This is a genomic window from Deltaproteobacteria bacterium HGW-Deltaproteobacteria-4 (assembly GCA_002841765.1).
Taxonomy (GTDB): Bacteria; Desulfobacterota; Desulfuromonadia; order Desulfuromonadales; family UBA2197; genus UBA2197.
In genome coordinates, this window is record PHAV01000016.1 from 57,493 (window position 1) to 66,169 (window position 8,677).

1 protein-coding gene and 1 riboswitch (1 of these 2 cut by a window edge) are annotated in these 8,677 nt (G+C 60.4%); the gene reads right to left on the reverse strand.

The window, feature by feature from the left end; genetic code table 11:
• Positions 1-41: 41 nt before the first annotated feature.
• A complete protein-coding gene (locus CVU69_11070; protein PKN11690.1) occupies positions 42-8,465 on the reverse strand; it encodes a hypothetical protein in 8,424 nt (2,807 codons plus the stop codon).
• Positions 8,466-8,611: 146 nt separating this feature from the next.
• Positions 8,612-8,677, reverse strand: a riboswitch (cyclic di-GMP riboswitch); it runs 12 nt beyond the window's last position.

An 8,677-nucleotide genomic window follows, 5' to 3' on the forward strand; every position in this document is an offset into this window, starting at 1 on the left:
TTGGTAAGAGGAAAAGGGCATTCCCAGAGGAGGTGAGTCCTCTACGGCGGGCCACTGCGGCGCCAGAACACTTCGGTTTCAATATCCAGACGATATCCGCCAGCGGACAGCACCCATTGTTTCGCGACTTCCTTCTTCAAGGCTTCAAGACGCGCCTGGACCAGTTCTTCATCTTCGATGTCGGCCAGATAGGAGAGCCGCAGGACGGCAGGCGCCTTCTTCAACTCCGCCAGAAGCTGCGGAATTTTGTAAATCCACTGCAAGCGCAGCACCGTACGCTTCGGCTCAAAAACCCCTTCGGCGATATCGATAGCGACCACCCGATGAATGGTGGCGGCAAAGTTGTAGCGCAGCATCTTGCCGCGGGTGGCGCGCTGCACCTGAGGATTTTCGCTGGTGACGCGATAACCGGTCGGGAGACTGCGATCGTCCATCTTCAAGATGAAGTTGCTGCCGCGATCCTCGTCAGGGACCACCGCACAGGTGATGTGGAAACGGCCGTGCGCGTCACTGGTGGCAATCAGACCGCGGGCCGTGACCACCCGCACCCCGGCCAGTCCGACTTCATCCGCATCCTGTTCTCCGTCGAGATTGCGGTCATCGAAGACCTTACCGATCACATCGGTACAATCAAAGGTCGGATCGGGGATAACACGCACGGTGGCGGTGTCTACGCCCAGGGAGGCGGCGAGAACGGTGTGGAACAGCTCTGCCCGGTTAACGTACTCCCCTTCGTTCATCCCCGAACCGACGATAAGCAGCAGCTTGATCTCCTTGGCCTTATCCTCACCGCTCTCAAGCTGGAGGTGACTCCAGGTCAGGGTGCGGTTGCTCTTGACCGGCTCCAACGGCTGGCCATTGACACGGGCCGACCCCTCTACATATTTGAATCCCGGCGGGAAGGTGTCGACAACCTGAAGATCCTGCAACGTCACCGCCGTGGTGTTCGTCACCTTGATGGTATACGGCACGAGTTGACCGCGGCTGACGTTGATCAAAGGCGACGTCTTGCGGATAAAGACAGTGTTGTCGAGGGTGGGATCGAGGGCGATATGGTTGTTGAACAGCTGGCTGCCGCCCGGCACCGGAGCGCTCAGGGTCTGGTGCAGAAAATAATTGATCTGCGCGGCCGGCATCACTGTTGCCGGCGCGGATGCGGAGGTCTGCGCCTCGCAGAAGCCGGCCGGAGTTGCCACGGCATCAGCGGCGCAGGTTGCGACAGAGTACGCCGCCGTCTCTTCGTGTGTGACGGGGGGGATGATGCGCGACGGACCGGGCAGATAACCGCTGGCCGGCGGGCTCACACGGATCACGTAGTCAGCGCCCTGCGGGCAGGCAAGATCGCTGTAATTCATGTCGAACTTGTAGAAGCCCGAGGCCAGCGTCACCTGATTCTGCTGGGCCGGATCAGCAAAACAGCCCGATGGCAGCGGCGTCGTACTGCCAGACCGCAGCATCGTCAATGTCGCCCCCGCAATCGGCGAGCGCTCGAAGGACTCGAAGATCACGCCATTCGGGTCGATCGGCAGGTTCAGGTTCTGCAGGATGCTGCCGGGCAGAGCGACAATATGGCTGATCTGCTGCATGCCATCGGTGAAAGCCGAGTCGGCCTGGCCCAGCTTCGCAGTGGTCGTGGTCGCACCCGGCGCGTTGAAGCGCAATTCGTACTGGTCGGCGGTGGTTTCGACGGGCGCAAGGCCGCTGAAGCGGTAAAGGCCGCCGGCGTCGGTGCTGACCCGGCCAAGCTGGACGTTGTTACGGTAAAGCGCGACCGTCCACCCCGCCAGGCTCAGTTCGGCAGGATCGTGAAGATTGTCGAAGTTGGCGTCGTGCCAGAGATGGCCGTTAAGCATGGCGCTGCCCGGCAGGCCGCCGAGATCAATGGAGACGAGGGCCTTGGGCGAAGTCACTTGCGGGGTATTCCACGTCACCTGCGCGCTGTTGGTGAGGGTGGTCCCGATCGGCACCGAACTGTTGATCTGCATGCGGAAGCGCAAGGTCGTTGTGGCGCCCTGCGGCAGATCGCCGATGTTGGCTGTCAGCTGCGGAGCGGCATAGGTCACGGCGGTCGGATTCGCAACGCCATTCAGCGTCGCCGAACCCTCCAGGTAGCTCGCCAGTCCGGTCAGGAGCGAGAGATCGTCATTGATTTCCACATCGGTCGCGTCCACCGCACCGTTATTGGTGACCCGCACGACATACTCCAGTTGCCCGCCGGCCTGGGCCACGCCGCCGCCGACCACAAAGACCTCCTTGACAATGGAAAGCTGCTGCGCGCTCCCGACCACGACGGTGGTCGGTTGATCACCATTGGAATCGATGCCGTCAGCATCGGTCGGCTCGCTGGGCAGGCCGGTGGTCGCTACATACCCCTGGTTACTGATCACAGTGCCGGCGGCCACGCCAGAAGCGACCTCAACCTCGAAGATGATCCCGGCACTGGCGCCGATCGCGATGGTGCCGCTGCTGCTGTCGGCCGAATTGACCGCGATGCCGGAAGTCAGGGGGGAAATGCCGCCATCGGGCGCTCCGACGGGCTGGCCGTTAAGGGTCACCGAGTTGGCTACATAGCTGGTGTTGGCCGGCACTGCGTCGGTCAACACCACGTCGGTCGCCAGAGCCGCGCCGTAGTTATGAACGGTGATGATGTAGCGCAGCCGGTCACCCGGATCGACACTTCCGTTGGCGTTGGCATCGTAGGAAAGGAAAACCGTTTTCTGCGCGTCGACCAGCGGCAGGTTGCCGACGATATTGCGGGTCGGATCCTCATCGCCAAAGACGGCCGGATCATCTTGGCCATTCACTGCCGGATCATCCGACGCTCTTTCCACGAAGGGACCGCTGCCGCTCCCCGAGCCATTGAGGAAACCCTGGTTGGAGATGATGGTGCCGTCGAGCACATCGCTATCGATCATCACCTCGAAGCTGACAGTCGCCACATTTACCGTGCTGTCAGTCGCATCAGCCCGCATTCCCCCGGCAATGATATCCGCCGGCGACTTGATCAGCAGGCCGCTTAACAACGCAGAGTCCGTGCCGTTATCCGCCACAAGCGCACCGTTCAGACGCGTGGAGTTGACCACATAGGAGGTAAAGGTCGGGATCAGATCGCGCAGCGATACATTAACGGCGTCTTCGTTACCGATATTCTTGACGGTGATGGTGTAGCGCAGGGTGTCGCCCGCCATCAGCACGTTGGTATCGCCGGTGAGGTCCTGCGAGGTCTTGTAGACCTGGAATTGCGGTGCGGAGCTGATCAAGGTGGCGGTTTCGTTACTCGTCACCACCTGTTCGGGGACGGTCAGCTGCGCCTGATTCAGTACGATTGTGCCATTTTGCAGCACCGGGGCGAGGGTCGCCTCGAACTCAATGGTCATCGTCGCGTCGGGATCCCCCTGGGCAGCCAGGGTCAGCTCCCGGATATCGACGATCCCCGTAGCATTGGCGCCGCCCAGGGCATCGCTGCTGGTGTTGGTATGGCTGAGCAGCTGCAAGCTGCCGGCAACAAAGTGCGCGGCCAACTCGTCCGTCACCACGATGTTATTCACCGGAACAACGCTTTCATTGCTGATCACGAGGGTATAACGCAGGGTGTCACCGGGCCGGGCGTTCGCCCCGGAATTTTGGGTGGTGGCATTGACGACGGACTTGACCAGGGCGATCGCCAGCGGGGTGGTCAGGGTCTGCGTGGCCGGCGAGGTAAAGTAATCGTTGAGCGCCGGGATGCCGCTGCCGGTACGCTCGATCGAGCTCTGCTCGCCGTTCAGACCGGTCCAGCGCGCGATGGCGCTGCTGGTCAAAGTCTGTCCGGGGCTGACCCCGGCAAGGAGACGAACCTGATAGGTAACGGTGACCGTCGCCCCTTCGCTGATATCGACATCAATGCCGTGCGCCGGATCCCAGGTGAGGATCTGGGAAGCAGTGACACCGTCGGCACCATTAAGCAGCGGATCGGCCAGAGCCGCGCCGTTTACGGTGGCACTGCCAGGGACATAGACCAGACCCAGCCCCAGGCTCTCCTCGATGCTGAGGTCGAAGGCGTTGCTAAAGTCATCCCCGGCTCCGCCCCCCGCCGTAGTCAAGTTCAGGGTGTAGGTCAAAATCTCCCCGGCTTGCGGTGACGTGGTCGAAGCGGTCCGGGTGACAGTCAGCAACGGTTCGACGATGGTCAAGAGTCCACTGGACGAGGACGTGACCGCATCCGCGGGCATGCCGCTATAGGTATAAGCGGCGGTATTGACGAAATTCGTCCCGGCATTGGCCTGATCGTTATTGGCCACCCGTGTCCGCAGGGTGATGAGCACCTGCTGCCCGGCCGGGATGTCCGCAATCGTCAAACGCACTTGGCCTGCAATCACACTTTCGCTTAAAGTCACCGGACCGGCGTTGGCATCGACGGCACTCGCACTGAGATATTCCAGCGCAGCATGGAGTTGATCGCTCACCACTACATTGGCGAGGGCCGCGTTCATCGGCACGGCCGGCACCCGGATCTGGTAGACCACCTCTTCGCCGATGGTTGCTTCCGCCGGGGAGACCAGGGTCGTCAACAGCTGATCAACGCTCACCAGGTTGGTCATCCACACTTGCGCCAGCATCGGGGCAGGATAGAGCCGCCCCGCGGCGGTTAACGGCAGCGACCAATATTCCGCCAGCTGCGCCTGGTTGCTCCAGCTCTTTGAGACGGTGAGATCGGTATGAAAGCCGAGGGTGTAATCGACCGTGACGCATTCCCCCGGATGGATCGGGGAACTGTCGAGCAGCGCGATGCGCATTTCCCCGCCCCGCCCGGGAGCGGCGTAGGTGTAATCCGTCCCCGCAACTAATGTGGCCGCGCCGATCTTCACCAGCGGAGGATTCGTGATCAGGTTACTTTCGTCGAGCTCCGGCGCCAGCAGATCGGACAGCACCACGCCATAAGCCGGCGCCAGACCGTCGTTACAAGAGAGTAAGCGGAAATTCATCACATCGCTGGCAATGTTGACCTGGTAGGGATCGGCCAGAGTGCCGGTACCGACACGACCGTTGCCCAGATCAAGCTTGCTGAGTGCCCGCATCAGCGGCTGGCGGACGTCAACCCGCGCCGTAGCCGTCAGACGCTCCGGGAAAAGGACCGGATCGCCGCCCGTATAGGAGAGCGTCGCCCGGTTGTCGCGCAGAATGGACGGATCGTAAGCCACCCCCACGCTTGGCGCATCAATGACGACCTTGGCGACATAGCGGATCACCAGGGTATCAAGCGGGGTGCCGTTGTTACTCGGCAGGTTGGTGATGTCGCCGAATTCCCAGCGCAAGGTGCCGGTAGCGCCGGCAGCCGGCTGCGCTGCCAAGGTGTAGGTGAAGTCGGGAGGGGCGTTGATTATAACGCTTTCCAGCGCCATGCCCGCCGGCAATGCATCCTCGACCACGACGTTCTGGGTCGTATATTCCTGCAGACTGAGCATCAGTTCATAGGTGACGGAGTCGCCGACGCGGACAATCGCATCAATGGTGCTGGTCGGGATCTCGGGATAAGAATCATCGACCACTACTTTGCTGATGGCGGTGTTATCCACCGTGCTGACCGGGACCGTGAGCGGACCGTGGCAATAATTGTTGAGGCTGTCGGTGACCGGACAGCCGGCACCGGTGCGCTCGCCGTCAGCGCCCTCCGGCAGCGAAGTCCAGTCGACGTAGACGCGGTTAATGATCTCTTCTCCCGTGACCGCCACCACCGTCACCTGGTAGGTCAGCAGCAGCGCCTGACCAGCGGGAATATCGAGACTGTCGTCACCGTTCTGTTGACCCCAAACCCGAGCCCCGTCGGGGAGGGTGCCAGGATTCACCACAAAGCCGGCGACGGCGACGCCGCTGATCTGCGCGGTGGCAGAATCCGGGAGCAGCGCGACACTCGCTGGCAACGTGTCGACAACGTTGGTGTCAAAAGCCGTCGAGCTGCCGCTATTGGGGATGGTGACCGCATATTCAAGGACGTCACCGACCGTGGCAAAATCGGTGGCCAGTTTTCCCGCAGGCGTAACAAAACGCACCGTCTTGGTGGCCGCGCTTACCGCTGGCTCGACCACGGTCATGTTGGCGGTGCTCCCCGCACTGCCGGCCGTTTGTGTGCTATCGACGCCGTTTGCCCGGTTGAAGGTGTATGTCGCGCTGTTGTTGAAGAGCAGACCGCTGCGGTTGGTGGGGGTATTGAGCAGTTCGACGATAAGCTCGATGACTGCCTGGCTATTGGCGGGAATGTCGATGCCGGTGATGGTATCTTCGATCACCAGATTGGTGTCGCTGCCACTGGTATTGGTCAGCGTCCAGAGGCCGCCCGAAACCACCCTTGCACTGACAAAACGTATGTCAGCCGCAGACACATTCACGTTATCGAGAATCCGGACGTCGTACAGAGGTACGGCGGTCGGGACCGCGGGCACAGCGATGCGGTAGGTGAACTGCTCGCCGATCGTAGCACTCGTCAGGGTATTCGCCTTCGCCAGCGGGCCGGGAGTCTGAATGAGCACCGTGGTAGGATCTTCGTCACCGACGACATCGGGGGAAGCGACGCCATTAGTGTACGGGTCATCACTGAGGACGGTGAAGTCGCCGACGGCGGTGAGGGTCGCCTGGTTGAGGACCGCGGTACCGTTCAGGAGGGTCGTTTTCAAGGTGATGTCGAAGGTGAAGACCAGCTCGCCGCCCAGGGCGATGTTCAGAGGGGCAGGACTGCCGCTAATCAGCAACTGGCCGGTCGCGGCATTCAAGGTATGGGTGGCCCCCGCCGGCAGTGTCACATTGCCAAACGACAGCAGATCGAAACTGCCGGGATCGAGGAGATCGCTGATGGTGATCCCGTCAATCGTCTGATCCACATTGAACAGGCGCAGCGTATAACGCAGCACGTCACCCGAAGCAGCCGTGGTGGTTGGGCTTACCTGGCTGGTCAGGTTCGCGACGGTTTTCTCAAAGTAGTAGCCGTGCAGCGCTGCCGTGACGGTATGACTGTCCTGAAAATCGACTACGGTTGGCGTGCCGTCGGTGAGGGTTCGGGTGAAGACGCGACGGCCGGAATAGGTGCTGTTCGCACTGAACCATCGGGTCGCACCGGCGACATTTGTCAGAGTTACTCCGTCATTGGTAAAACCGGGATCGAGCTGCGCCTGGTAGGTGATCAGCAGGTGCTGCTCGGGCGCGTTCGGACCCGCGGCGTCGGTCATGGTCAGCTCGAGCTGGCAACTGCTATAGTCGACCGTATAATCGCTGCCCGGGATCAGTGCCTTGACCAAAGTGACACCGTCGGACTGAACGATTCTGGCACTGAGCGTGGCAGTGGGATCGTTGACGCACATACCGGCCGGAATAGTGTCGATGATGGTGGTGTTCCAGGCATCTCCGCCGCCGTTGTTCTGGACATCGATGGTGAAGACCGCCATGTCCCCCACGTTCAGCGCCGTCGTCTTGCTCGTCTTGTCAACCACCAGGTTGGGCGCGACGATGGACATCGGCAGCGAAATACCCGACTCGCCGGGCAGGGGATTGAAGTATTCGTTGGCGTCCTGGATGCCGTCCTCATTGAGATCGATCCACCTTGAGAACGACCATCTGGCGGTATTAATGAACTGCATACCCGGCACGTTTATTGGTGTGTCGTTGAGGATTGCTGTCACTTCGACGACAACCTGGCTCCCGGCCATAATATTGGGCAGCATGAAGTGCAGGTACTTGTCGGTACTGTCAGCAAAATGCGTGATTGGCACCACTGTGGTGGTGTCCTTGTCATAAGCGTTCAGGCTCACCAGCGTCAGGTCGACGCCAATTGCGGTCAGGTCATCCACGACCGTTATGGTACCCAGATTATTCGGGGACGGATCGCCGGCCCGGAAGTTCATGGAGGGGAGCGTGAGCGTATAGGTGAAGGGTAGGCCGATGGTGGCGGTAGCGGCGGGGGACTGCTTGGCGATAGTTTCAGCGGGGATCATGAGATCCTGGCACGCACCACTGAAAGCGCCCTCCTCGGAGTTAACCACCCAGAGTTTGTGATCGATATTGGCACACGCCATGTTGCCGGAGAACCAAACGTTGTCGAACACAATCAGGTAGATCGAGGATTTATCAGGAGTGTAAAAATTCAGGGTCGGCGTCAGACCGTTGGGCCAGGCTGGCGAGATTGGAAAGTTGGAGAACTCGCAGTTCATGTCAATGCCGAAGGAACTGCCGGGGAGGTTTGCGCGAACAAAAGGGTCGTTGCCATCGACGACGGCGACTGTGTCTGTCGGGTTTTTCTTGTAGAAAGAGCACATGTCCGTCCCCGCCTGAGCCGGCGTGGTCGCACCCAGCAACAGGGCAAAGAGGAGCAGTAGCAGCGGGAAACCGAATCGACAGCCGCGTGTCGTCAGGGTTACAAGGAACCCTTCCCGGGCATTCCGGTTCGAACACATCTTGAGTTTTGTCCAGAAGTTCGACATGGCTCCCTTTAACATCATAAAAATTAGGTAGATATCTCTACTGTGCCCGTTAAAAGCGCTACGCGTCTCATTGAAAATAAAACAAGGGCGCTGATCTTCTGCCGAAGATGAGCGCCCTTGTGTCGGTAAAATAATACCGGTTGCCAAGATGCGTTTCCCATCTCTTCGGCAACCCGGCGATCCTGAAATCAGGACCCGTGGCTTTGCGTCACCAGATTGCTCTGGTTTTG

What these genes read in the sequence shown, in the direction of transcription:
- CVU69_11070 (PKN11690.1), bottom strand. Translation starts at nt 8,465, where the DNA reads ATGATGTTAAAGGGAGCCATGTCGAACTTCTGGACAAAACTCAAGATG.